The 23,037-nt window shown below is 74.0% G+C and carries 19 protein-coding genes and 1 pseudogene; 4 read left to right on the top strand and 16 right to left on the bottom strand.

Annotation, left to right across the window (positions count from 1 at the left end):
- Positions 1–36: 36 nt before the first annotated feature.
- From ACSNOG_RS16245 to ACSNOG_RS16225, 5 genes and pseudogenes are all read right to left on the bottom strand, one after another.
- Positions 37–1,356: a nitrate/nitrite transporter gene (locus ACSNOG_RS16245; RefSeq protein WP_436753368.1), complete on the bottom strand. Its 1,320-nt coding sequence runs from the start codon at positions 1,354–1,356 to the stop codon at positions 37–39.
- 99 nt (positions 1,357–1,455) lie between these two features.
- Positions 1,456–1,872, bottom strand: a pseudogene (gene nirD / locus ACSNOG_RS16240) (nitrite reductase small subunit NirD); the annotation flags it as partial.
- Positions 1,869–4,469, bottom strand: coding sequence for a nitrite reductase large subunit NirB (nirB, locus tag ACSNOG_RS16235; protein ID WP_436753365.1), 2,601 nt, complete (start codon positions 4,467–4,469; stop codon positions 1,869–1,871). The pseudogene nirD and the gene nirB, both read right to left, overlap by 4 nt.
- The gene (locus ACSNOG_RS16230; protein ID WP_436753364.1) at positions 4,469–5,881 is read right to left on the bottom strand and encodes an NAD(P)/FAD-dependent oxidoreductase; all 1,413 of its coding nucleotides are present in this window, start codon (positions 5,879–5,881) and stop codon (positions 4,469–4,471) included. The genes nirB and ACSNOG_RS16230 overlap by 1 nt, the downstream gene beginning before the upstream one ends.
- Positions 5,878–8,181, bottom strand: a complete 2,304-nt coding sequence (locus ACSNOG_RS16225; RefSeq protein ID WP_436753363.1) for a molybdopterin oxidoreductase family protein — start codon at positions 8,179–8,181, stop codon at positions 5,878–5,880. Before ACSNOG_RS16225 ends, ACSNOG_RS16230 begins: the two co-directional genes overlap by 4 nt.
- A gap of 191 nt (positions 8,182–8,372) precedes the next feature.
- Between ACSNOG_RS16225 and ACSNOG_RS16220 the strand changes: the two genes are divergently transcribed.
- Positions 8,373–9,524: a uroporphyrinogen-III synthase gene (locus ACSNOG_RS16220; RefSeq protein WP_436753362.1), complete on the top strand. Its 1,152-nt coding sequence runs from the start codon at positions 8,373–8,375 to the stop codon at positions 9,522–9,524.
- A gap of 195 nt (positions 9,525–9,719) precedes the next feature.
- Here ACSNOG_RS16220 and ACSNOG_RS16215 read toward each other — a convergent pair whose 3' ends face one another.
- Together ACSNOG_RS16215 and ACSNOG_RS16210 are read right to left on the bottom strand one after the other, a co-directional pair.
- Positions 9,720–9,989, bottom strand: a complete 270-nt coding sequence (locus ACSNOG_RS16215) for a hypothetical protein (RefSeq protein WP_436753361.1) — start codon at positions 9,987–9,989, stop codon at positions 9,720–9,722.
- Between the two features lie 98 nt (positions 9,990–10,087).
- Entirely contained in the window at positions 10,088–11,326 is a 1,239-nt protein-coding gene (locus tag ACSNOG_RS16210; RefSeq protein ID WP_436753360.1) for a helix-turn-helix domain-containing protein, read from the bottom strand.
- Positions 11,327–11,483: 157 nt separating this feature from the next.
- On the opposite strand from ACSNOG_RS16210, the gene ACSNOG_RS16205 reads away from it, so the two are divergent.
- Entirely contained in the window at positions 11,484–12,290 is an 807-nt protein-coding gene (locus tag ACSNOG_RS16205; protein WP_436753359.1) for a vWA domain-containing protein, read from the top strand.
- Between the two features lie 18 nt (positions 12,291–12,308).
- Here the strand turns inward: ACSNOG_RS16205 and ACSNOG_RS16200 are convergent, their stop codons facing one another.
- The 9 genes from ACSNOG_RS16200 to ACSNOG_RS16160 all read right to left on the bottom strand — a co-directional run bounded on the left by ACSNOG_RS16200 (position 12,309) and on the right by ACSNOG_RS16160 (position 21,250).
- On the bottom strand, positions 12,309–13,184 hold the full coding sequence (locus ACSNOG_RS16200; protein ID WP_436753358.1) for an AraC family transcriptional regulator: 876 nt from the start codon (positions 13,182–13,184) through the stop codon (positions 12,309–12,311).
- Between the two features lie 99 nt (positions 13,185–13,283).
- Positions 13,284–14,099, bottom strand: a complete 816-nt coding sequence (locus ACSNOG_RS16195; protein WP_436753357.1) for a VOC family protein — start codon at positions 14,097–14,099, stop codon at positions 13,284–13,286.
- A gap of 57 nt (positions 14,100–14,156) precedes the next feature.
- Positions 14,157–15,437: an MFS transporter gene (locus tag ACSNOG_RS16190; RefSeq protein ID WP_436753356.1), complete on the bottom strand. Its 1,281-nt coding sequence runs from the start codon at positions 15,435–15,437 to the stop codon at positions 14,157–14,159.
- A gap of 73 nt (positions 15,438–15,510) precedes the next feature.
- Complete coding sequence (locus tag ACSNOG_RS16185; protein ID WP_436753355.1) at positions 15,511–16,206, bottom strand: class I SAM-dependent methyltransferase; 696 nt, start codon at positions 16,204–16,206, stop codon at positions 15,511–15,513.
- Positions 16,203–16,892, bottom strand: a complete 690-nt coding sequence (gene epsC, locus ACSNOG_RS16180; RefSeq protein ID WP_436753354.1) for a serine O-acetyltransferase EpsC — start codon at positions 16,890–16,892, stop codon at positions 16,203–16,205. The genes ACSNOG_RS16185 and epsC overlap by 4 nt, the downstream gene beginning before the upstream one ends.
- Positions 16,889–17,503 carry an NADPH-dependent FMN reductase gene (locus ACSNOG_RS16175; RefSeq protein WP_436753353.1) on the bottom strand — a complete coding sequence of 205 codons (615 nt, stop codon included), beginning with the start codon at positions 17,501–17,503 and terminating at the stop codon, positions 16,889–16,891. The genes epsC and ACSNOG_RS16175 overlap by 4 nt, the downstream gene beginning before the upstream one ends.
- Positions 17,500–18,774, bottom strand: coding sequence for an ATP-grasp domain-containing protein (locus ACSNOG_RS16170; RefSeq protein WP_436753352.1), 1,275 nt, complete (start codon positions 18,772–18,774; stop codon positions 17,500–17,502). Before ACSNOG_RS16170 ends, ACSNOG_RS16175 begins: the two co-directional genes overlap by 4 nt.
- A gap of 81 nt (positions 18,775–18,855) precedes the next feature.
- Positions 18,856–19,935, bottom strand: coding sequence for a PLP-dependent cysteine synthase family protein (locus ACSNOG_RS16165; protein ID WP_436753351.1), 1,080 nt, complete (start codon positions 19,933–19,935; stop codon positions 18,856–18,858).
- A gap of 334 nt (positions 19,936–20,269) precedes the next feature.
- The gene (locus tag ACSNOG_RS16160; RefSeq protein WP_436753350.1) at positions 20,270–21,250 is read right to left on the bottom strand and encodes an AraC family transcriptional regulator; all 981 of its coding nucleotides are present in this window, start codon (positions 21,248–21,250) and stop codon (positions 20,270–20,272) included.
- Between the two features lie 116 nt (positions 21,251–21,366).
- Between ACSNOG_RS16160 and ACSNOG_RS16155 the strand changes: the two genes are divergently transcribed.
- Positions 21,367–22,305: an NmrA family NAD(P)-binding protein gene (locus tag ACSNOG_RS16155; protein ID WP_436753349.1), complete on the top strand. Its 939-nt coding sequence runs from the start codon at positions 21,367–21,369 to the stop codon at positions 22,303–22,305.
- 72 nt (positions 22,306–22,377) lie between these two features.
- The gene (locus ACSNOG_RS16150; RefSeq protein ID WP_436753348.1) at positions 22,378–23,001 is read left to right on the top strand and encodes a LysE family translocator; all 624 of its coding nucleotides are present in this window, start codon (positions 22,378–22,380) and stop codon (positions 22,999–23,001) included.
- Positions 23,002–23,037 lie beyond the last annotated feature (36 nt).

Raw genomic sequence — 23,037 nt, 5'->3', positions numbered from 1 at the left:
GGCAGGGGCAGGGGCGAGCAGGCCGGACGGGGGCACCTACACCCCCTCCAGCCGGTTCCGGCCGCCCGGCCGGAGGTACACCGCCCAGGTGAGCGCGGCGCACAGGGCGTACGTGGCGAGGAAGGCGAGGTACGCCGCGTCGCCGTTGTGGGAGGAGCCCAGGAAGGACTGCCGGAAGGCGAGGTTGACGAGCACGCCGCCGAAGGCGCCCACCGCTCCGGCGACCCCGATCAGCGCCGACGCGCGGCGGTGGGAGGCCCTTTCGGCCCGCTCCGGGTCCGCGCCCGCGGCCACCGCGGTCCGCGCCTGCGCGCGGAAGATCGCCGGGATCATCTTGTACGTCGAGCCGTTGCCGATGCCGCTGAAGACGAACAGCGCCACGAACCCGGTGACGAACAGCGGCAGGGAGCCCTGCCGCGACGCCAGCAGGACGGTCACGGCGCCCGCGGCCATCGCGCCGTAGTTCCACAGCGTCACGCGCGCCCCGCCCCAGCGGTCGGCGAGCAGCCCGCCGCAGGGGCGGACCAGCGAGCCGAGCAGCGGGCCGAGGAACGTCAGGCCCGCGGCCGCGACCGGGGTGGCGAAGTCCTCGTGGAACTGCACCTGCAGCACCTGCCCGAAGGCGAAGCCGAAGCCGATGAAGGAGCCGAACGTGCCGACGTAGAGCACGGACATGACCCAGGTGTGCGGCTCCCGGCAGATCTCGCGCAGGGCGTGCCGGTCGTTGCGCAGCCCGGTCAGGTTGTCCATGCGCAGCGCGGCGCCGAGGGCCGCGAGGGCGATCAGCGGGATGTAGATCAGCGGCAGCAGGCGCGGGTGGCCGCTGCCGGCGGTGGCGAGGACCAGCAGGCCGAGGAGCTGGACGGCGGGGACGCCGAGGTTGCCGCCGCCCGCGTTGATCCCGAGGGCGCGGCCCTTCAGGCGCTGCGGGTAGAACGCGTTGATGTTGGCCATGGAGGAGGCGAAGTTGCCGCCGCCGACCCCGGCGACGCAGGCGACGGCGAGCAGGGTCCCGTAGGAGACGCCCGGTTCGAGGACGACGCCGGCCAGCACGGTCGGGACGAGCAGCAGGAGGGCGCTGAACACCGTCCAGTTGCGGCCGCCGAAGCGGGCCACGGCGACGGTGTACGGCAGCCGCAGCACGGCGCCGAGGGCCGTCGGCAGGGCGGTGAGCAGGAACTTCCCGGCGGGGTCGATGCCGTACTCGGGCCCGAGGAAGAGCACCAGCACGGACCACAGGCTCCACACGGAGAACCCGATGTGCTCGGAGAGCACGGAGAAGAGCAGATTGCGGCGCGCGACGCGGGCACCCGTCCTCTTCCAGAAGTCGGGGTCCTCGGGGCGCCAGTCGGCGATGTCGTGGGGGCGTGGCGGAGGGGGTGGTGGCTGCGCTTCGGCCGGCGCCGGGCCTGCGGGGGTCGCCGGACCCGCGGGCCCGCTCCCCCGCCGCACCGGCCACACCTTCACCGTCGCCTCGCTGCCGTCCGGGGCGAGCGGCTCGTCCAGGCAGGTGCCCGTGCGGAGGTCGAAGGCCTGCTTGTACATGGGGGAGGCCACCACCGGGACGCCGTCCCGGCTGCCGAGGATGCCGCGCGAGAGAACGTAGGCGCCGCTGAAGGGGTCGCGGTTTCCGACGGCGTAGACCTTTCCGGCGCGGTCGCGGAAGACCGCCACCTGCTGGTCGCCGACCAGGACGGCCACACCGCGCCCGGGCACGAGCGCCTCCCAGTCGCACACGGGCTGCCAGGCCGTTCCGTCGTGGATCTCCACGGTCGCCGCAGTCGCCGCAGTCGCCGCAGTCGCCGCAGTCGTCGAAGTCGCCTCAGTCGCCGAAATCGTCGAAGTCGTCGGAGTCGTCGAAGTCGTCGTCATCGTGCACGCACCTCCAGCCGGGCACCGGCGATCACCGGCGTCGTACGGGCCTGCTCGCCGTCACCCGCACGCTCGTGCTCGTGCTCGTGCGGCAGGGCGGGACGGATCTGGCCCCGTTCGGGGACGAAGCGCACCGTCGGGTCGGGGGTCCCCGGGGCATTGGCGAAGGAGGCGAAGCGGCGCATCCGCTCCGGGTCGGCGAGGGTCGCCGCCCACTCGTCCTCGTACGTCTCGATGTGACGCGCCATCAGTTCGTCGAGGTCGGCGCAGATGCCGAGGGAGTCGTCCATGACGACGGAGCGCAGGTGGTCGAGGCCGCCGTCGAGGCGTTCGAGCCAGGGAGCGGTGCGCTCCAGCCGGTCGGCGGTGCGGATGTAGAACATCAGGAAGCGGTCGATCGTACGGATCAGGGTCGGCCGGTCGAGGCCGGAGGCGAGCAGGTCGGCGTGGCGCGGGCTCGCGCCGCCGTTGCCGCCGACGTAGAGGTTCCAGCCGTCGGAGGTGGCGATGACGCCGAAGTCCTTGCTCTGCGCCTCGGCGCACTCGCGGGCGCAGCCGGAGACCGCGGACTTCAGCTTGTGCGGGGCGCGCAGCCCGCGGTAGCGCAGCTCCAGTTCGATGGCGAGGCCGACGGAGTCCTGCACGCCGTAGCGGCACCAGGTCTCCCCCACGCACGACTTCACCGTGCGCAGCGCCTTGCCGTAGGCGTGCCCGGATTCGAAGCCGGCGTCGACGAGCCGCCGCCAGATGGCCGGGAGCTGGTCGACGCTCGCGCCGAAGAGGTCGATCCGCTGCCCGCCCGTGATCTTCGTGTAGAGGCCGAAGTCGCGGGCGATCTCGCCGATGACGATGAGCCCTTCGGGGGTGATCTCGCCGCCGGGGACGCGCGGGACGACGGAGTACGAGCCGTTGCGCTGGATGTTCGCCAGGAAGTGGTCGTTGGTGTCCTGCAGGGCGGCCTGTTCGCCGTCGAGGATGTGCCCGTGGCCGAGGCTGGCGAGGATCGAGGCGACGACCGGCTTGCAGACGTCGCAGCCCTCGCCGGACCGCCGCGGGTCGGTGCCGTGTTCGTCGACGAGCCGCGAGAAGCTGTCGATGCCCTTGACGCGGATGATCTCGTAGAGCTCGGCGCGCGTGCGGTCGAAGTGCTCGCACAGGCCGCGGGCGACCTCGGCGCCGCTCGCGGCGAGCTCGTCGTTGACGATCGTGCCGAGCATCTTCACGCAACTGCCGCAGCCCGTACCGGCCCTGGTGCACTTCTTGACGTCGGGGACGCTCGTGCAGCCCTCGTCGTGCACCGCCGCCCTGACCGCGGCCTTGGTGACGTGGTGGCAGGAGCACACGACCGCGTCGTCGGGCAGGGACACCGGCCCGGCGGCCGCTCCGGCGGAGGCGGGCAGCACGAGCTGTTCGGGCGGGGTGGTCAGGGGCGTGCCGCTGGCGGCGAGGGGCCGCAGCAGGCCGTACGCCTCGGCGTCGCCGACCAGGACGCCGCCGAGGAGCGCCCCGTCGGAGCCGATCACCAGCTTCTTGTAGACGCCGTCGCGGCTGCTGGAGTACAGCACGTCGAGGGCGCCGGGCGTGGCGCCGTGCGCGTCGCCGAAGCTCGCGACCTCGACGCCGAGGAGCTTGAGCTTGGTGGAGGTGTCGGCGCCGGTGAAGGAGCCCTCGCCGCCGGAGAGGTGCTGCGCGGCGGCCTCGGCCATGGCGTAGCCGGGCGCGACGAGGCCGTACACGCGGCCGTCGGCGGCGAGCGCGCACTCGCCGATGGCGAGGACCGCGGGGTCGGCCGTGCGGCAGCGTTCGTCGACGACGATGCCGCCGCGCTCGCCGACGGGCAGGCCGCAGTCGCGGGCCAGCTGGTCGCGCGGGCGCACCCCGGCCGAGAAGATCACCAGGTCGGCGGCGAGGCCGGTGCCGTCGGAGAGGGTCAGGCCGCGGGCCCGGCCGTCGTCGCCGGTGTCGACCTGCTGGGCGCCGGCGCCGGTGTGGACGGTGACGCCGAGTTCCTCGATCTTCCGGCGCAGGACCGCGCCACCGCCGTCGTCCACCTGCAGCGCCATCAGGCGGGGCGCGAACTCGACGACGTGCGTGTCCAGCCCCATGGCCTGCAGCGCGCCCGCGGCCTCCAGGCCGAGGAGCCCGCCGCCGATGACCGCGCCGGTCCCGGCCGTGGCCGCGTCGTCCCGGATGGCCTCCAGGTCCTCGATGGTGCGGTAGACGTGGCAGCCCGGCGCGTCGTGGCCGGGGACGGGCGGCACGAAGGGGTACGAGCCGGTGGCCAGGACCAGGGCGTCGTAGGGGAAGACGCGCCCCGAGGCGGTGGTGACGGTCCGCGCGGCCCGGTCGACGGCGGTGGCCGGGTCGCCGAGCCGCAGGTCGATGCCGTGCTCCGCCAGGAACCCCTGGCTGCACAGGGAGAGTTCCTCGGCGGTGGTGCCGGAGAACCAGGAGGTCAGGTGGACGCGGTCGTACGCGGGCCGGGGCTCCTCGGCCAGGACGGTCACCCGCCACTGCGAGGTCCGCTCGGTCAGGGCTTCCAGGAAGCGCTGACCGACCATGCCGTGGCCGATCAGGACCAGCTGTTTCACCGTCATCAGGAGGCTCCTTGGGCCGTGAGCAGGTGCGGGGCGTGCGGGGAGTGCGAGGCGCGGGGGACGGGCGGGGTGCGGAGAGGCTGCGGGGAAGGCGGGGACGGCACCGGTGCCGCCGCGAGCAGGTCCAGGGGATCGCCGGGCACGGGCTCGTCCCGCTCGTAGGCGCGGATCAGGGCACCGGCGGCGGCCGGGTCGCCGAGGAGGATGCCGCCGACGATCCGGTCGCCGCGCAGCAGGAGCTTCTTGTACGAGCCGCGGGTCGCGTCGGCGAGCCGCAGCACGTCGACGCCGGGCGTCTCCGGGCCGGGGGCCTCGGGCCCGGTCTCGCCGAACGCCGCGTAGGCCAGGGGCCCGGCCGTCAGCCGCGTGGACGGGCGCGTGCCCGGGTAGAGCGCGTCCGGGGCGGCTCCCGAGAGCCGGGCGGCCAGCACGTCGGCCTGGTCCCAGGCGGCCGCGGCCGTGCCGTGGGCGGTCCCCCGGTGCTCGGCGCAGTCGCCGAGCGCGTAGGCGTCCGGGCCGCAGGAGAGCCGGTCGTCGACGAGGATCCCGGTGCGGACGGGGAGGCCCGCGGCGCGGGCGAGCGCGGTACGGGGCGCGACGCCGCAGGCGGCCACGACGAGGCCGGCCTCCAGCACGCGGCCGTCGGCGAGGCGGACGGCGGTGACGCGGTGCACCGCCTCTGTGAGCGCCGCCTCTGCAAGCACCGCCTCTGTGAGCGCCGCATCTGTGAGCGCCGCCTCTGTCAGCGCCGCATCTGTCAGCACCGCCTCCGCCACGCTGCCCGTGAGGACCTCCACGCCCAGTTCCCCGAGGCCCCGGCGCAGGATCTCGCCCGCCGGGCCGTCCAGGTCGCGTTCGACGAGGTGCCCGGCCCGGTGGACGAGGGTCACCGGCAGGCCCCGGGCCGCAAGGGCGCGGGCCGCGCTCACGCCGAGCACGCCGCCGCCGATCACCACCGCGCGGCGGGCGCGGGACGCCGCACCGGCCAGGCCGCGGCAGTCGGCGGCGGTGCGCAGCACGTGCACCCCGGGCCGCGGCCGGCCGTCGGCGCCGCACAGCCCGTCGACGGGCGGCAGCACCGGCTCGGCGCCGGTGGCGAGGACGAGCTCGTCGTACGGGACGTGCGCGCCGTCCGCCAGCCGCAGGGTGCGGGCGAGGGTGTCGAGGCCCGTCACCGCGCAGCCCGTCCGCAGCCGCGCGCCGCCGGACGGCAGCGTGAGGTCGTCGGTGGCGTAGCGCCCGGTGAGGGCGTCGGCGAGGAGCGCCCGGTTGTACGGGGCGCAGGGCTCGGCCCCGTACAGCGTCACTTCGGCGTCCCCGCCGAGGGCCCGGAAGCGCTCCGCGAACCGGGCGGCGGCCATGCCCGCGCCCACCACGGCGATCCGGCGGATCGGGCTGATCCGGCGGGTCACCGTCCCGCCTCCGCGGCGGCGGTGGCCGGTTCCGCGGCAGCGGTGTCCGGTTCTGCGGCAGCGGCGGCGGGCGGTTCTCCGACCGTCGGCTTCTCCACCCGCACCGCGCACACCTTGAACTCCGGCATGCGCGAGACCGGGTCGAGGGCCGGGTTCGTCAGCGAGTTGGCGCGGCCCGTACCGCCCCAGTGGAAGGGCATGAAGACCGTGTCGGGCCGGATGGTGTCGGTGACGCGGGCCGGGGCGACCGCCCGCCCACGCCGGCTGCTGACGGCCAGCAGCTCGCCCTCCTCCACGCCGAGCCGGCGGGCGAGGGCGGGGTGGAGCTCCACGAAGGGGCCCGGGGCGGCCTTGTTGAGCTCGTCGACGCGCCGGGTCTGCGCGCCGCTCTGGTACTGGGAGACGACGCGGCCCGTCGTCAGGAACAGCGGGTAGTCGCCGTCGGGCTCCTCCGCGGCGGGCCGGTGCGCGACCGCGGCGAACCGCGCCCGCCCGTCGGGGGTGGCGAAGCGGTCCAGGAAGAGGCGGGGCGTGCCCGGGTGATCCGCGCCGGGGCAGGGCCAGAAGACGCCGTCCTCGTCGCGGATGCGGTCGTAACTGATGCCCGCGTAGTCCGCCTGCCCGCCCGCCGAGGCGCGCCGCAGCTCCTCGAAGACCTCCTCGGGGTCCTCGGGGAAGCCGCCCGGCACGCCGAGCCGGTCGGCGAGCCCGTGCAGCACGGCGAGGTCGCTGCGCACGCCCGGCGGGGCGTCGACGGCCTTGCGGCGCAGGATGACCCGCCCCTCCAGGTTCGTCGTCGTGCCGGTCTCCTCCGCCCACTGAGCGGACGGCAGGACCACGTCGGCCAGGCGGGCCGTCTCGGAGAGGACGACGTCGCTGACGGCGAGGAAGTCCAGCGCGCGGATCCGTTCGGTCACGTGGGCGGCGCGGGGCGCCGAGACGACGGGGTTGGAGCCCATGAGCAGCAGCGCGCGGACGCCGCCGTCGGTGCCGAGGCCGTCGAGGAGCTCGTACGCGCTGCGCCCCGGCCCGGGCAGGGAGGCGGGGTCGACGCCCCACACGGCGGCGACGTGGGCGCGGTCCGCCGGGTCGGTGATCGAGCGGTAGCCGGGCAGCTGGTCGGCCTTCTGGCCGTGCTCGCGGCCGCCCTGGCCGTTGCCCTGGCCGGTGAGGCAGCCGTAGCCGGACCGGGGGCGGCCCGCCTTGCCGGCCGCCAGGCACAGGTTGATCCAGGCGCTGACCGTGTCCGTGCCCTTGCTCTGCTGCTCGGGGCCGCGCGCGGTCAGCACCATGCCCTCCGCGGCCTCGCCGAACAGCGCCGCCGCGGCGGACAGCTGCGCCACGGGCACGCCCGTCAGCCGCTCCACGCGCTCCGGCCAGTGCGCCATGGCGGCGGCGCGGGCGTCTTCGAAGCCGGTCGTGCGGAGCGCGATGAAGTCCTTGTCCAGGTGCCCGTCGGCGATCAGCAGGTGCAGCAGCCCGAGCGCGAGCGCGAGGTCCGTGCCGGGGAGCGGCTGCAGGTGCAGGTCGGCCTGCTCGGCGGTGCGCGTGCGCCGCGGGTCGACGACGATCAGCCGGCCGCCGTTCTCGCGCAGCTCCCGGAAGTAGCGCAGCGCCGGCGGCATCGTCTCGGCCGGGTTCGCGCCGACCAGGATCACGCAGCCCGTACGGGCGATGTCCTCCATCGGGAACGGCAGGCCCCGGTCGATGCCGAACGCCCTGCGGTGCGCGGCCGCCGCGGACGACATGCAGAAGCGGCCGTTGTAGTCGATGTTCGCCGTGCGCAGGGCGACCCGCGCGAACTTGCCCAGCAGATACGCCTTCTCGTTCGTCAGCCCGCCGCCGCCGAAGACGCCGACGGCGTCCGCCCCGTACCGCTGCCGGGCCGACGCGAGACCGCCGGCCACCCGGTCGAGGGCCTCGTCCCAGGACGCCGGGCGCAGCGCACCGCCGCGGGCGTCCCGGACCAGGGGCTCGGTCAGCCGGGCGCCGGGGCGCAGCACGGCCGCGGCGGTGCGGCCCTTGCCGCACAGGGCGCCGAGGTTGACGGGGAAGCCGGGACGCTCCAGGACTTCTACGGGGGCCCGGGCGGCAGCCGGATCGACCGGGGCCCGGCTCGCGGACGGGGCCCGGCCCGCGGACGGGGCCCGGCCCGCGGACGGGGCCCGGCCCGCGACCGGCTCGGGGCCGCCCGCCGCCACGGGACGCAACCGCATGCCGCACTGCAGGGCGCAGTAAGGGCAGTGGGTGTCGGTGCCCGTCGGGGCGCCCTGGGCGGTGCCGGTGCCGGTCGTCGTCATGCCCCGAGCATCACGCGGCGTCGTTACGCTCCCGCGTCGGCGATGTTGCCCGCGCGGTACATGCCGTTCACACGGCCGGACGGGCGGTGTCGGCCGTACGACATGCGCCGTAACCTGCCGGACGCTTTCCCTTACCCCTGCGTGACGGGCACGCAACGAGGCCGAAACGCCGTCGTCCGAACATACGCAGCATGGGAACCGGCACCTCTCCCCGCACACCCCCCGCCCCCGCCCCGCCCCTCCCGCTCCTCGGCTACGTCGTCGGCGTGACCGCGGACCGGCGGCGCGACGAACTGACGGCCCTGCTCAAGCGCAGGGGCGCCCGGGTCGTCGAAGCGCCCACCATGCGGATCGTCCCGCTCGACGACGACGTGGCCCTGCGGCGCGCCACCGAACGCTGCCTCACCGCGCCCCTCGACTACGTCGTCGCCACCACCGGCGTCGGCTGGCGCGGCTGGATGAGCGCCGCCGAGGGCTGGGGGCACGGCGCGGGCCTGGCCGCCGCGTGCCGGGGCGCGCACGTCCTCACCCGGGGGCCCAAGGCGACCGGCGCGGTCCGCGCCAGCGGCCTGGCGGAGGCCTACTCGCCCGCCTCCGAGGCCTGCGACGAACTCCTGGCCTGGCTCCTCGCCCGCGACCTCACCGGCCGCCGCATCGCCGTCCAGGAGCACGGCGCGCCCCTCCCCGGCTTCTCGGACACCCTGCGCGAGCGCGGCGCCGAGGTCATCGAAGTGCCCGTCTACCGCTGGACGCAGCCCGAGGACCCCGGCGCCGCGCGCCGCCTCGTCGAACAGACCGCGCGCCGCGAAGTGCACGCCCTCACCTTCACCAGCGCGCCGGCCATCGAGTTCTTCCTCGGCTGCGCCCGCGAAACCGGCCTGTACGCGCAGGTCCTCGACGCGCTGCGCGGCCCCGTCCTGCCCGTGTGCGTCGGCTCCGTGTGCGCCCGCCCCCTGGAAGAGGCCGGTGTCCCCACCGTCCAGCCCGAACGCGGCCGCCTCGGCGCCCTCGTCCGCACCCTCACCCACATCCTCCCCACCCGCGACCGCCGCACCCTCCGCGAGGACCCCCACGGCCTCGCCCTCCAGGGCAACGCCCTCATAGCCGGCACCGACGCCGTCTGGCTCCCCCCGCTCCCCGCCGCGATCCTCCGCGCCCTCGCCGAACACCCCGGCTGGGTCCTCAGCCGAAGCGAACTCCTGCGCCGCGTCTGGGCCGACGACCGGACGGACGAACACGCGGTGGAAGCGGCAGTGGGCCGCCTGCGCAGCGCACTGGGCCCCCACGCGGGCCTGATCAGGACGGTCCCGAAACGGGGGTACCGGCTGGTGGTGGAGGGGTGACGCCTGTGCCGGGCGGCCGGGCGGTGGCCGGTCGACGTCATTGGTGTGCCTCGCTCACGTGCTCGCGGCGACGGATCTCGTACTCCTTCACCGCATCCGGCCCTTGTCGCCATGCCGCGGCACGCCTCACTACCAGCACCGTGCATGTCAGGCAGGACGTCTGCCGGGCCTCGCCGTCAGCCTGCTCGGCTTCGGTCACAGTCCACCGCCCGAAGAGCGGCGGTTGGCGTCGGCGACACGGGCCGAGAGCAAGGCGCCCTCAGCGGCGGCGCTGCATGTGAGCAGATTGCCGAGCAGGAAGTGGAGTTCGGCTGCTTCAGCGCCGCTCAGCACGAGTTCGATCGGGCCTTGTCGTTCATCCAGGTGATAGAGGTCGAGCGGGACGCGGATCTCGCCGGTACTGCCGTCACTCTTCGCCGTGCCCCCTCGCCGGAGGGACACGTGACGCCGGTCCTCGTTCTGCATGAAAGCCCCTGACTGGAGTTGCCGGATCCAGCCAGTGACCATAGGGACGGCGTCGGACTTCGAGGGGGACGAACTGTCCCCCTCGAAGGGGCGGCCCCCTAGCGGGTGGCGGTCACGCCGACCGCCTCCGCCAAGCGGCCCGCTTCACCCCGCAGGGCACGAGGCGCCGTACGCCACAGGTCGGCCGCGATGCCGCGGGCCGACGGGGTGTACGCCACCGTCTCGGAGGCGATGGCGTGGGCGAGCTTCATCACGTGCAGGGCCGCCGTCCGGTCGCCACGCAGGAGGTGCCCGCGCGCCACCTCCACCCACAGGCGGGCACGCCGCTCCCTGGACGGCATCGCGTCGGGGTCGATGTCGTCGGCCAACGACAGCGCCTCACCGGCCGCCCGGAGGTCCGTGGCCACCGAGACAGCATGGAAATCCACATTGGCCCGGCCGAAAACCGTGCTCGGGTGAACGTAGGCGGCCGGAAGGGATTTGGCGATCTGGTCGCCGCGGTCCCAGTAGCGCCACGCGTCCCCCTTGCGGCCCTCGCGCGCGGAGGTGACCGCGGCGTGCAACTGCAGCGCGCCGTAGATGCCACGCCAGTCGTCGGGAGCCCCGTCGAGATGGGGCCGGAGGAGGTCCGAGGCCTCCGTGACGACCCGCAGGGCTTCTTCCGGGTACGCGGTCTCGCGGAGGATGTTGCCCATGTTCCACGCGGCGGCGGCAATGGCCGCCGGGTCATCGGCCTGCTGAGCTGCAGCCAGTGCCCGGTCCGCGACGACCCAGGCCAGCTCGGCCGGGGCCAGGTAGGCCGTCGCCTGCCCGGTCAGCCGGTACACATCGGAGAGGGCGACGAGAGCGATGCGTCGTTCCGGGCCCTCCAGAGTGCGCGTCGCCGTCTCGGCGTCGCGGATGAGCGCAGGCAGCAGCGCGCCCACTTCGGTGCGGTTGCGGCCGGACGCGTGCCACAGGCGCCATGTCTGCTCCACCCGCCCCCGCAAGCGCTGCACGTCGACCGGGGTGCTCGGCGGCACGAGGCTGCGGCTCATCACGGCCGCCCAGACGGCGGGCATCGTGGGGTGGTCGAACCGCCCCAGGGGTACGGGCTGGGCGACCTCGGGGGTGCCGCCGGTCAGGATCGACAAGTCGGGGATCTGCAGTGCGGCGGCCAGCCTGAGCAGGAGCGTGTGCGAATGGAGTTCGCGCTCCCCCTTCTCGATCTTCTTGAGCCAGTCCGCTTTCCGGCCGCACAGGCCGGCGAGGACTTCGCGGCTCATTCCGCGGGATTCGCGGAGGATCCGGATCCGTTCGCCAGTGCTCAACTCCGCGGGAAAGTCCAGGGTGTCCACCGAACCGCCTCCGTACGCCGACGTGTACGGGCAGCGTACGGGCAGCCGATGCCCACGGGCAGTTCGCAGGCTGTGCCGGGCACCGCACTCCTGTCCGTGCCGCGCCGCGGCGTACCGTGCAGTTGTCCTGCTGCACGCGATCAACGGGGAGAGACGCATGGCCATCGACTACACCAAGCGGCCCCGGCCGGCCCCGGTCCCGGTTCCAGCCCCCGCTCCGGCCCCGGCACCCGCCTCGGCCCCGGCCTCCGCCATCAGTCTGGAGAAGGTGCAGGCGACTGCCCCTCGTCTCGTCAATCTGTACAAGAGCGCGCAGGTCTCGCTGGAGGCGAGTGGTCTGGCCGGGCAGCGGGCCGCCGTGTATCTCGTGCTGGATCGGTCCGGGAGCATGCGGAGGCACTTCAAGGACGGCAGCGTCCAGCATCTCGCCGAGCAGGCGCTGGGCTTGGCGGCGCACTTCGACGACGACGGGGTGGTGCCGGTCGTGTTCTTCTCGACGGGCATCGACGGCGTCGCCGAGGTCGGCCTCGACGACTACGAGGGGCGTATCAGCAGCCTGCACTCCCGTTACGGGCACATGGGTGCCACCAACTACCACGTGGCCATGCAGGCCGTCATCGACCACTACACGGCCTCGGGCGCGAGCGACCCCGCTCTGGTGCTCTTCCAGACCGACGGCGCGCCCTCCTCCCGGAGCGCTGCCGAGCGGCTGCTGTGCAGCGCCGCCCGGCTGCCGATCTTCTGGCAGTTCATCGGCTTCGGGAAGCCGGGCGGGGCGCAGTTCGCCTTCCTGCGGAAGCTGGACGAGCTGCCCGTCCCGGCGAAGCGCGTCGTGGACAACGCGGGCTTCTTCCCGGCCGGTACGGCGCCGCGCGCCGTACCGGACACGGAGCTCTACGCGGCGCTGATGAGCGAGTTCCCGGTCTGGCTGCGCAGCGCGCGGGCCGCCGGCATCGTGCGCTGAACGCCGTACGCACCCCGCTCAGGCCCCGGTCCGCTCCACGGGGATCCACAGCTCCGCGTCCGCCCGGCTCGCGTCCTGCGTCAGCCGGGTCCGGAGGATCTCGGGGCCCGGGCGGGCGCGGTAGGGGTTGGAGGGGAACCACTGGGTGAAGACGTCCCGCCACAGGTGCTGGAGCGCCTGCGGGAACGGGCCGGAGCTTTCGAAGACGGCCCAGGTGCCGGCGGGGACGGCGAGGGCGTCCATGTCGTCAGGGGCCTCGGACACCTCGGCGGCCGTCACCGCCCCGTGGTAGTAGTCGAGTTCGGTGCCCTCGGCCCGGCTCGGGTCGAGGTCGTCGCTCACGCCGACGATCCCTTCCGGCTGCTGGTCGGAGAGGGCGGCGATGCGCCCCGCCGTGTGCGGGTCGATGCCGCGGATGTGCTCGGCGATCACGGGGTTCATCCCCTCGTGGACCAGAGGGGCGCGGACCTTCTTGCCGACCACGCGGAACGCTTCCTTCTCCACGACCCGGTACCGCATGCTGCTGCTCCCCTCGACGACGAGCCGGAAGGACATCCGGGGCTGGGAGCACAGCGAGGCGCCGGTCCGCCGGGCCTCGCCGGGGCCGACGCCGTGCACGGACCGGAAGGCCCGCGCGAACGCCTCCCCCGAGCCGTAGCCGTAGCGCACGGCGATCTCCAGCAGCGTCCGCTCCCCGGCGAGCACCTCCGCGCCGGCGACGGTGAGCCGTCTGCGCCGGACGTACTCCGACAGCGGGATCCCCGCCAGCGCGGAGAACAGCCGGCGGAAGTGGTACTCCGACGTCACCGCGATCCGCGCCAGCTCGCTCACCTCGATCTGCTGATCGAGGTGCGACTCGACGTGTTCCAGGGCCTCGTTCAGCCGGTCCAGCACGCGGTCTCCTTCCCTTGCGTCACCCACCTTAGGAAGGATCGCGGTGCCGGACCCGGCATCCTGTGCCCGGTCCGATCGGGTACGGCCTCACCGGCGGCATCACCGCTCGTCCGTCAGTTCCGGCATCGCGCCCTTGGTCGCGCTCAGGTCGATGACGGCGAAGGCGGCGCCCTGGGAGTCGGTGAGGGCGGCGAAGCGGCCGAAGGGGCTGTCCATGGGGCCGAAGTGGAGCGTGCCGCCGTGTTCCCTCGCCTTGGCGACGGCCGCGTCGCAGTCGCCCACCGCGAAGAAGACCTGGATGTACGGCGGGATCTCCGGAGGGAACTCCTCGCCCATCGCCATCCGCCCGAGCACCGTCTCGCCGCCGAGGCCGAAGAGCTTGAAGTCGATCTCCTCGTCGTCGGTGTCCGCCTCGCCCTTCATGTGCTGCAGCCCGTAGGGGAAGACGGCGGGGAAGAAGGCGTCGGCCGTGGCGGGCTCGCGGGTGAAGACTTCGGCCCAGCAGTACGCGCCGGGTTCGCCTCGCTTCGCGAAGCCCTCGTGGGTGCCCGCCTGCCAGACGCCGAAGGTGACGCCGGAGGGGTCGCGGGCGAGGACCATGGTCCCGAATTCGCCGACGGTCATCGGTTCCATCAGCACTTCGCCGCCGGCCGCGCGGATCTTCCCCGCGGTGGCGGCGGCGTCGGGCGAGGCGAAGTACAGGCACCAGGCGGCCTGGCCCTCCTGGCCCGGCATGGGCGGGACGACGGCGGCCACGGCCTTTCCGTCCGAGTACGCCTCGGTGTAGTTGCCGAACTCCGTCGCGCTCTCGCCGAACGTCCATCCCAGGACGGCGCCGTAGAACTCCTTGGCCTTCTCGACGTCCGTGAACATCGCGTCGGCCCAGCACGGCATGCCCTCTGCTTGCGCTGCCATGGTCCGGCTCCTTCCAGCGATCAGCGAGCGATCCCCGAGCCTTCCCCCGGTGCCACGCTAATCACCCGCGACCGCGCCCGCACGGGGAGCGCGCAGGGCGATCAGCCCGACGACGGCCGCGGCGGCCACCGCGACCAGCCCGCACGCCAGGATTCCCGCCCGCGCCCCGTAGTGCTGGACGGCCCAGCCCACGACCGGGCCGCCGATGGGCGTGCCGCCCGTGTACACGAGCATGTACAGGCCCATGACGCGGCCGCGCATCGCGGGATCGGTGTGGAGCTGGACCAGGGAATTGGCCGTCGTGGAGAACGTCACGCTCAGTAGACCCACCAGCACCATCAGTGCGCCGAAGAGCCAGACGGACGGCGCGGCCGCCGTGACGGCCTCCAGGGCCCCGAAGGCGCCCGCCGTCCCCACCAGCACCACCGTGCGGCTGCTGCGCCGCCGCGCCGACATCAGGGCCCCGGCCAGGGCGCCGAGCCCGACCGCCGTCGTGAGGAAGCCGAATTCCTTCGCGCCGCCGTCGAAGACGTTGTACGCGAAGCCCGACAGCAGGGTGGGGAAGTTGAAGCCGAAGGTGCAGACGAAGCCGACCAGGACGATGGGGCGGACGAGCTCGGGGTGTTCCCGCACGTGCCGCAGACCCGCCCTGATCTGCCCCTTCTCGCGCGGCTGCGACGCCGTCGGCCGCAGCTCGCGGGCCCGTACGGCCAGCAGGGAGGCGATCACCGCGACGTAGGAGAGCGCGTTGAGGGCGAAGGCCCAGCCGCTGCCGATGACGACGATCAGCGGACCGGCGGCGGCGGGGCCGAGCAGCCGGGCGCTCTGGAAGTTCACCGCGCCCAGGCTGACGGCGTTGGCGACGCGCTCGGGGCCCACCATCTCGGGGACGAACGTCTGGATCGCGGGGTTGGCGAAGACGTTCATGAGGCCGAGCAGGAACGCGAAGACGTAGACGTGGGCGACCACGACGACGTCGGTGAGCGTCAGCACGGCCAGCGCCGCCGCGAACAGGCCCATGGCGCCCTGCGTCGTGAGCAGGATCCGCCGCTTCGGGTACCGGTCGGCCACCACGCCGCCGAAGAGCCCGAACAGCAGCACCGGCAGGAACTGCAGCGCCGTGGTCACGCCCACCGCGAACGTGCTGCCGGTGAGGTGGAAGACCAGCCAGTCCTGGGCGACGAACTGCATCCACGTACCGGAGTTCGAGATGAACTGGCCGAAGAAGAAGTAGCGGTAGTTGCGGACGGCGAGCGAGGCGAACATGCGGCTGCCCGGCTTCGCGGGCGCCGGTGCGGGGGCGGCCCCGGCGGGGCCGCCTCGGGACGGAGCGGTCATCGGAACCAGGCCTTCGTACTTCGTACTTCGTACTACGGGTCACGCGGTCGGATCGCTTCTCCGATTGCGCGTCTTACGCGTCGCGGCGGGCCAGGACCAGCAGGTAGGCGAGGCCCGGCAGCTCTCTGCGGACGGTCCGCACGGCGGTCACCGTGAAGCCGGCGCCGGCCAGCAGCTCCGTCGCCTCCCGCTCGGTGAACCAGCGCGACAGGCGGCCGTCCTCGGCGCGGTTCAGGACGCCCTCGGCGAGCTCTTCCGCGGTGGTGAACAGGCTGACGGCCAGCAGGCCGCCGGGGCGCAGCCGCTGCCGCACGTTCGCGAGGTAGGGCGCGTAGTCCTCCGGGGCCTGGTGGTGGAGCACGCCGTTGTCGACGGCGGCGTCGAAGACGCGGTCGTCCGCCAGGTCGGCGAAGTTGCCGACCTCGAAGGCGGCCGCGGCACCGTACCGGCGGGCGATGTCCTCCCAGTCGGGCAGCCGTACGAGGTCGACCGCGGTGACCCGGTGCCCGCGGGCGAGCAGGAGCTCCATGTCCCGGCCGCGGCCCGCCCCGATGTCGATGACGGAGCTGCCCGGCGCGAGCTCCGTGCAGAGCAGCGGCACCAGCTCCCGCATGGCGGGCTCCTCGCTCCAGGAGTCCGCGCCGTCCTCGTAGCGCCGGACGAACGCCTCGCGCAGCAGCTCGCGGTAGCCCGCGTGCTCCCCGGTTCCGGTGCCCGTGCCCGTGCCCGTGTGTGTACCCGTGTCCGTACCCGTCGTGCCCGTGCTCACAGACCGCCTCGCTTTCGTTTCGCCGTCACATTGGCTGTCACGTTCGCCGTCACGTTCGCCGTCCCGTCCGCGGTCATGTCCGCGGTCATGTCCGCCGTGGTCTCCGTGCCGGCCACCAGGGCCACGGTCGGCTTGCCCTTCGGGTGGACCTCGCTCTTCGGCGCCCACACGCGGCTCCCGGCCGGGACGTCGGCCGTCACCAGCGCGTGCGCGCCGACGAGGCTGTCGTCACCGATGCGCACGGGGCCGAGGACGGAGGCGCCCGCCCCCACCACGACACGGTCGCCGAGGGTGGGGTGGCGCCGCTCGCCCGGCAGCCGGTGCCGGTCCCGCCACCAGCCGATCGCTCCGATCGTGACCTGGTGGTAGAGGGTGACGTCGTCGCCGATCACGGCGTCCTCGCCGATGACCACGGCCGCGCCGTGGTCGATGAACAGCCGCCGCCCGACGCGCGCGCCCGGGTGGATGTCGACCCCGCCGGACAGGAAGCGTCCGGCGAGCGACAGCACGCGGGCCGTGACCCGGTGGCCCCGTGCGTGCAGAGCGCCGGCCGGGCGGTGCAGCCACAGGGCCGGCAGGAAGGGGGCGAGCAGCGCCTCGCCGCGGGTGCGCACAGCCGGGTCCCGGTCGGCGACGACCTGCAGGTCCTCGCGCAGGAGGCGCAGACAGCGGGGCAGGAACGTCATGCCGCCACCTCCGCGCTCCCGGCGCCGGTGACGCCCGCGCCCCGCATCGCCCGCGTGAACGCCGCCAGCTGGTCGGCGAGCTCCACGCAGCGCGCGTGCACCGGACCGGTCGCGTCCAGCACCCGCTGCTGTCCGCCGGCCGCGGGCGCGAAGTCCGCGGAGACCGTGCTGACCTGCATGGGCACCGCCCAGCCGCCGAGCGCCTTCACAACCTGGCGCAGCTGCTCGCAGGCGGTGGCCGAGCCGCGCGGGCCGCTGGCGTGCGACACCAGCCCGACCGCCTTGCCCGCGAAGGCGTCGGACGGCAGGAGGTCCACGGCGCTCTTCAGCAGCCCGGAGTACCCGGAGTGGTAGACGGGCGTCCCGAGGACGAGCGCGTCGCTGCCGAGCACCGCCTCGATGAACTCGCGTGCCTGGCCCACGGGGTGGGGGGCCTCGCTCCAGTAGTGGTCGGGGTGGCTGGGCGGCAGGCCGAGCACGGCGAGGTCCGCGAGCCCGCCGGCGAAGCCGCGCTGCTCCAGGAGGCCGCCGATGTGCCCGACGAGGGCGCGGGTGTGGGAACCCGCGCTCGGGCTTCCGGCGACGCACAGCGCGCGCGGCCGGGCGGTCACGACGCGCCTCCGGCCGGTGCGCCGTCCCCGGTGTCGCCGGCCACCGTCACCCGTACCAGGCCGTGCGCCTCCTCCGCCGCCTTCCGCGCCTCGGCGGCCGTCGCCGCCGTGGTGATGAGGAAGCCGAGCCGGTCGAAGTTGTTCCGGGCCGGGCGCACCTCCTGGCCGGGCCTGGCGTGCAGCATCACCTCGGCCGTGCCGGGGGCCTGCCGCGCCGCGTCCGCGTCGATGCCGGTGAGCACGCCGGAGACGGGTGCGGTGATCGCCCGGATGCAGCCCACGCCGTGCGCGGGCGAGGGCGAGGGGCTGCCGCCGAGGGCGAGGTCGACGACGTCGTGGTAGATGTTCCGCTCCAGGACGTAGTTGATCATCGTGGGGACGTAGCCGCCGATGAGCCGCCCGTTGATCTCGATGATCTGCGGCCCGTCCGGCCCGAGGACCACCTCGGTGTGGGTGTGCGCGCGGCGGATGCCGACGGCGGCGAGCGCGTCGGCGCACACGCGCACGACGGCCTCGCGCACGTCGTCGGCCAGGTCGGCGGGGAAGCAGCCGCCCAGCTCGACGGGGTGGGGCGCGGGGGCCAGCATGCGGTCCACGCAGCCGTACGGGGTGCTGACGCCGTCGACGGTCACCATCTCGCAGCTGACGACGGGGCCGGGGACGTACGCCTCCAGGAGCGCGACGCCGCTGCCGGCGACGCCGCGCCCGTACGAACGCGTCGCGGCGATGGCCTCGGCCAGGGCGGCGACCTCGGCGGCGCCGTTCGCGACCCCGACGTGGAGCGAGCCGAAGCCGTCGGCCGGCTTGACCACGACCGGGTAGCCGAGCTCCTCGGCCGCGGTCACGGCCTCCGCGACCGTCAGGGCCCGCCGGAAGGCCGGCTGCGGGACGCCCGCGGCGCCCAGGAGCTCGCGCACGGCGTGCTTGTCGCGCAGGCGCCGCATCACCTCCGTGCGCTCGAAGGGCAGGCCGAGGGCCTCGGCGACCTCCGCGGTGGCGGGCAGGTGGCCCTCGCTGAGGGCGAGCACGCCGTGCACGGGGTGCTTGCGGTGGAGCGAGCCGATGACGTCGAGGAGGCCTTCCGGGTCCGTGGTGGGGACGCCGGTGAGCAGCCGGGTCGGGGTCTTCAGCGCCTCCTCGCCGCCCTCCGCGGCGAGGTAGGGGTCGAGGGAGTGGGCCACGAAGGTCACTTCGTGGCCGAGCGCGACGGCCTCGCTCACGACCTTGAAACCGGCCGTCGGGGTCGTCTCGACCAGGACGAGGTGAGCCATCTCAGCGGCCCCCGGCGGTGGTTACGGGTGCTGCTGCCGGAGCTGCCGGAGCTGCCGGTATGCGGGTCATCACGTAGCGCGTCATCGTCCGAGCTGCTCCCATTCCTCGGGCGTCCCGGCGTCGGGAAGCACGGTGACGACCGTCGCCGAGGGCGGCAGGGCGGCGGCCGTCTCCTTGGCGGCGAGCCAGTTGGCGGCGGCCGAGCTGCCGATGCGCACGCCGGTGAGGTCGTGGAACTCGCCCATGGCGGCGAAGGCGCGCGGGTAGGAGACCGTGCGGTGCTCGACCTCGTCGTCGTGGAGCGTCACGAACGGCTGCCGGATGCCGTGCCCCATGCCGCCCGACCCCGCGTACTTGCGCTGCCCGTTGGGCGGCTGCTCGCTTCCGTACGGCAGCTCGGCGGGGGTGACGCCGACGGCCCGGACGGCGGGGAAGCGGGCGCGCAGCGCCCGCAGGACGCCGACGAGGGTGCCGCCGGTCCCGATGGACGCCACCCAGGCGTCCGGGACGCGGTCGCCGAGCTGAGCGACGAGCTCGGCGCCGGTGGTGCGCTCCTGCAGCAGCACGTTCGCGGGGTTGCGGTGCTGGTAGAGCAGGGTCCACTCGGGCTCGTCCGCGGCGATGCGCAGGGCCTCGCGCACCACGTCGAGGAAGCCGCGCTCCTTGTCGACGAGGTCGACACGCGCGCCGCGCCCGGCGAGGGTGTCGAGGAGGCTGCGGGGGCTCGCCGAGGACAGGACGAAGCGGGAGCGGATGCCGAGCTCGGCGCAGAGGTGGGAGAGGGCGTTGGCGAGGTTGCCGCCGGAGTACTCCAGGACGCGCAGCTCGTCCAGGGGCCGGTCGCCGTGCTGCTGCAGGGCGCTGCCGAGCAGGGCGTAGGCGACGCGGTCCTTGATGGAGCCGGCCGGGTTCTCCCACTCGCACTTGGCGAGCACGGTCGCGCCGCCGTCCGGGCCCGGCAGCTCGATCAGGGGCGTGTTCCCGAGCTCCAGCCCGAACTTCGCGTAGACCGGGTACCGGTCCTCCAGGGCCGCGTGGTCCACCGCGGCGCCGTTCAGGCTGCCGGGCGGGTAGGGCGCTTCCAGCGGTTCGGGACGGGAGAAGAGCGCTGAGGGGGGTGAGGGGGGTACGGGGTTGTTGATGTCGCCGGCCTTATCCACCGTCAGCCTCCCTGAGCGGTTAACAAGCAGAGCAATCCGCAGTGCCGTTCATTCGGCAGCACTACTTCGGGCAGGCGATCACCCTAGGCGGAGTGGCGACTTATGCCGGGGGGATTGTGATTGCCGCCACATTTACACGAAAAAGATGGCCGGTTACTTTCCCCGGGTACGGCGGGTAGTGCCAGGTGGACGAATGAACCGGATGGTCAAGTTCCGCTTTTCTCAAGGGAGTTGCATAAGGCGCGAGAGCAGCGCGCCGCCTCCCGCCGGACGTGATTTCCGGCCAGCTTCGGCACATTCCTATGTTTGGGGGCGGGGTAAGGATCCTTTTGCCTCAGCCCGCGAAAACCGGTTGATCAGCCGGTTTGTTTCCCGCGCGGTACGCACTCGGACTCACCCCGCGGACCCGTTTGAACGCCGTGCTGAAGCCGAAAGGATCGGCATAACCGACCCGGCGCGCGACGGACGCCAGCGTGGCCCCCGGCTCGCCGAGCAGGTCTGCCGCCAGCGTCATCCGCCACTCCGTGAGGTACGCCAGCGGCGGCTCCCCGAGCAGCTCGTGGAAGCGCTTGGCGAACGTGGAGCGCGACACGCCCGCGACCGCCGCCAGCGAGGCCAGCGTCCACGCCCGGTGCGGGGCCTCGTGCATCGCCCGCAGGACGGGGCCGACGACCTCGTCCCCCAGCGCCCTGTACCAGGCCGGCGGCGCCGCCTCGGGCCGGCCGAACCAGTCCCGCAGCGTGCACACCAGCAGCCAGTCCAGCAGCCGGTCCATCACGATCTGCCGCCCGGGCGGACCGGCGGTCAGCTGCGTCTCGAAGTACCCGCGCAGGGCCGTGCAGTCGTGGTCGTCGGGCACGACGAGCAGGGGCGGCAGCACCTGCAGCAGGCGGCGCGGCACCTCCCCCGGCACGCGGTAGGCCCCGGCCATCAGCACCGTCCGCCCGTCCGCGCCGGCGGGCGGGTCCACCACGCCCGCCGTGCCCTCCGTGCCTCCCATGCCTGCCGTACCTGCCGTGCCCGGCCCGCAGCAGGAGACCTCCCGCACCGGACCGGCGGGGCCGGCCTGCGGCGAGAACGGGTCGTCCGTGAAGACGAACGGCTCCGGGCCGCGCACGATCGCCGCCTCGCCCGCGGCCAGCCGCCGCGGCTCGCCCTCCGCGGGCACCAGCCAGCCCTCGCCGTGCAGCGGTATGCACAGGGTCAGGAAGGCGTCGTCGGTGAAGCGCAGGGCCCACGGCGGCGACAGCACCGCCCCTCCGAAGACCGCGCCGTTGGCGCGCACACCCCGCAACAGATCATCGAAAGGGTCCATGGGCGGCACGATATGCGGCGCGTGGAAGGCCGGTGCGCGGGTGGTTCGTACGCGCGGACATGCGCCCCGGACTGCCGCCCATGGTGGGTGCCCCGGCGGGCGGCTTGGCTGGACCCATGACGAACACGAACACGAGCACCACCACGAACACCACCACCACGACCACGGTCACGAGCACGGCCACGAGCACGAACTCCGCCGGGAACACGGCCCCCCGCCACGACGTCCTGGTCCTCGGCGCCACCGGCAAGACCGGCCGCCGGGTGGTCCGTACCCTCCGCGCCGCCGGGGTCGCCGTCCGCGCCGCCTCCCGTTCCGGCGAGGTCCGCTTCGACTGGACGGAGCCGGGGACGTGGGCCGCGGCCCTCAAGGGCGCCTCGGCCGTCTATCTCATCGCTCCCGACGAGGGGTACGAGGCCGTGCCCGGCTTCGTGCGGCAGGCCGTCGAGGCGGGGGTGGGGCGCTTCGTCGTCCTGTCCGGGCGGGGCATCGAGCACGTCGGGCCGGACTTCGGGCAGGGCATGGCCGTGGCCGAGGAGGCGGTGCGCGGCTCCGGGGCCGAGTGGGCGGTCGTCCGGGCGAACAACTTCCTCCAGAACTTCAGCGAGGACCTGTGGTGGCAGCCGCTGCGCGAGGGCCGGCTGGCGCTGCCGATGGGGGAGGTGCCCGAGCCCTTCGTGGACGCGGACGACATCGCCGAGGTGGCGGCGAAGCTGCTCACCCGCGACAGCTCCGAGCACACCGACGAGGTCCACGAGCTCTCCGGGCCGCGCGCGCTGACCTTCGGCGAGGCCGTCGCGACGGTGGCCCGCGCCACGGGGCGGGAGATCGCGTACGTGGAACTGACACCGGAGGAGTACCACGCCGAACTGCTGGCGGCCGGCTTCCCCGAGGCCGTGGCGAAGGCCTTCGACGCCCTCTTCGCCCTGCACCGCGCGGGGCACACGGCCGAGCCGGTCGACGGGGTGCGCCGCGTCCTCGGCCGCGAGCCGGCCGGCTTCGATGCGTACGCCACGAAAATCGCCGCCACCGGGGCGTGGGCGCCGGTTGAATGACCGTGATCACCGGCGGCCGGCGGGCCCGCGGCCCGGCCGGCCGCCGGTACCCCACGCTCCCGGAGGAGTCGCATGGTCAGCAGTCAGGCGCTGGCGGGCATGGCCGCCGTAGCCCTCGGCATGGTCCTCACACCCGGCCCCAACATGATGTATCTGGTGTCCCGTTCGATCACCCAGGGACGAAGAGCCGGGCTCGTCTCCCTGCTGGGCGTCGCCGCGGGCTTCTTCGTCTACCTGCTGGCCGCCGTCGCCGGCATCGCCACGCTCTTCAGTCTCGTGCCCGCCGTCTACACGGGCCTCAAACTGGCGGGCGCCGCCTATCTGGCCTATCTCGCGTGGCAGGCCCTCAAGCCCGGCGGGGTCTCCGCGTTCGACCCGAAGCCGCTGCCGGCGGACCCGGCACGCAAGCTCTTCACGATGGGGCTGGTCACCAACCTCCTCAACCCGAAGATCGCGATCCTCTACGTGTCCGTGCTGCCGCAGTTCGTCGACCCCGACCGGGGTTCGGTGGCCGGGCAGAGCCTCGCGCTGGGCCTGACGCAGATCGTCATCGGGGTCACCGTCAACGGCCTGATCGCGATGAGCGCCGGCTCCATCTCCGGCTTTCTGCGGCGCCGCCCGCGCTGGCTGAAGATGCAGCGCTACGTCATGGGCACCGTGCTGGCGGGCATCTCGGTACGGGTCGCGACGACCTGAGCGGCGTGTGGAGACCGTTCACCACCTGCGGCCCCA

It is taken from the genome of Streptomyces sp. URMC 124, from assembly GCF_051386455.1.
Taxonomy (GTDB): Bacteria; Actinomycetota; Actinomycetes; order Streptomycetales; family Streptomycetaceae; genus Streptomyces.
This window is presented reverse-complemented; position numbering and strand designations above follow the sequence as displayed.